Here is a 1,948-nt window from a genome sequence, read left to right on the forward strand (position 1 = left end):
GACGTTCGGCACGACCCGCGCGCTCGACGGCCTCGATCTCGAGGTCCGTCCCGGTGAGGTGCACGGTTTTCTGGGACCCAACGGGTCCGGCAAGTCCACGACCATCCGGATCCTGCTCGGATTGCTTCGTGCCGACTCCGGAGAAGTGTCACTGCTCGGTGGCGACCCGTGGCGTGAGGCGGTGTCGCTGCACCGGCGTCTGGCCTACGTGCCGGGAGACGTCAACCTCTGGCCGAACCTGACCGGCGGGGAGGCGATCGATCTCCTGGCCGGACTTCGGGGAGGTCTGAACGAGCCGCGACGCGCCGATCTCGTCGAACGATTCGAACTGGATCCGACGAAGAAGGTGCGGACGTATTCACGAGGCAACCGGCAGAAGGTCGCGATCGTTGCAGCGCTGGCCTCGGACGTGGACCTGTTCCTGTTCGACGAGCCCACCTCCGGTCTCGACCCTCTCAAGGAGGAGGTTTTCCGGGACTGCGTGCGCGACATGGTTGCTCTCGGCTGCTCGGTGTTGCTGTCTAGCCACATCCTGGCGGAAGTGGAGGCATTGTGCGACCGCGTGACCATCATCCGTCGTGGCCGCACCGTCGAGTCGGGCACACTCGCCGAACTGCGCCACCTGACCCGCACGTCGGTGACCGCCGAAACCGTTCGCCCGGCGGTGGGCCTCGAGACGATCGAGGGGGTGCACGATCTGGACGCGCACGACCACACCGTGCGCTTCGAAGTCGACACCGGACATCTCGAAGCGGTGTTGCGCGAACTGCTCGGATTCGGTCTGACCTCGCTGACGAGTACTCCGCCCACTCTCGAAGAACTGTTCCTGCGGCACTACGGCGACGATCTGCCGGGTGAGCACAACCATGCACCCGGAACACGCTCCGCACCGCGGTGAAGGAGCCGGATCCGTCATGAGTGCGGCATTCGTCGGAACCGGCCACCTGATACGGCTCGCCGCGCGCCGCGACCGGGTGCAGCTGCCGGTGTGGTTGGCAGCGATCACGGTCGTCTACACGGTGTCGGTGTCGAGCCTCGAGGGTTTGTATCCCACGCAGCAGGATCTGCACGTGCTTGCGGTGAGTTCTGCGGTCTCGCCGGTGGTGCTCGCCACCAACGGTCTGGTGTCGGGGGACAGCCTGGGGGCGGTGGTCGCCGCGCAGACGCTGTTGTTCCTCGCGCTGGCCGCCGGATTGATGAGCACGCTGGCGATGGTGCGGCACACGCGGCAGAACGAGGAGACCGGTCGAGCGGAGTTGGTGGGCGCCAACGTCGTCGGCCGACGCGCGATGCTCACCGCAGCTCTGGCCGTCACCGCCGGGGCGAATCTGGCGCTGGCGGTGCTGTCGAGCGTCGTGTCCATCGCTTTCGGATTGCCCGTGGACGGATCCGTGGCCCTCGGTGTCGCAACCGGTGCCGCCGGTCTCGCCTTCGCGGCCGTCGCCGCTGTGACCGCCCAGATCGCCGAGGGAGCTCGGGCGGCGAACGGGCTCGCCGGTGCCGCCCTCGGCGCGGCTTTCCTGCTGCGTGCGATCGGTGACAGTGCCGGCACGGTGGATCCGTCCGGTGTTCGCGTCACGAGCATGTGGCTGTCGTGGCTGTCGCCGATCGGATGGGCCCAGCAGATCCGGCCGTTCGACGCGAACGCATGGTGGATCCTGCAACTGTTCGTGGTGTTCGTGGTCGTGATGGTCGGGCTCGCATATGCCCTGACGGAGCGACGGGATTTCGGTGCCGGATTGATGCAGTCGCGTCCGGGACCTGCCCGTGCGGCCGAGCGGTTGCCGACGGCCTTCGGTCTCGCCTGGCGGCTGCAACGCACCACGCTGCTGTGGTGGGCGGTCGGTCTCGTGATCCTGGCCGCGACCTACGGCAGCGTGGCCGACGAGATGAACGACTTTCTCGACGAGGGCGGCGGGGTCGTCGACCTCATGAAGCAGCTCGGAGG

Annotated in this window: 1 protein-coding gene and 1 pseudogene; both read left to right on the top strand. The window is 67.5% G+C overall.

What is annotated here, in order from left to right:
• A partial coding sequence (locus R1101_RS28195; RefSeq protein ID WP_016935441.1) for an ABC transporter ATP-binding protein occupies positions 1–898 on the top strand: 898 nt, incomplete at its 5' end.
• A gap of 16 nt (positions 899–914) precedes the next feature.
• A pseudogene (locus R1101_RS0122320) lies at positions 915–1,948 on the top strand (anibiotic ABC transporter); the annotation flags it as partial.

The sequence above is a fragment of the Rhodococcus sp. R1101 genome, assembly GCF_000278445.1.
Taxonomy (GTDB): Bacteria; Actinomycetota; Actinomycetes; order Mycobacteriales; family Mycobacteriaceae; genus Rhodococcus; species Rhodococcus gordoniae.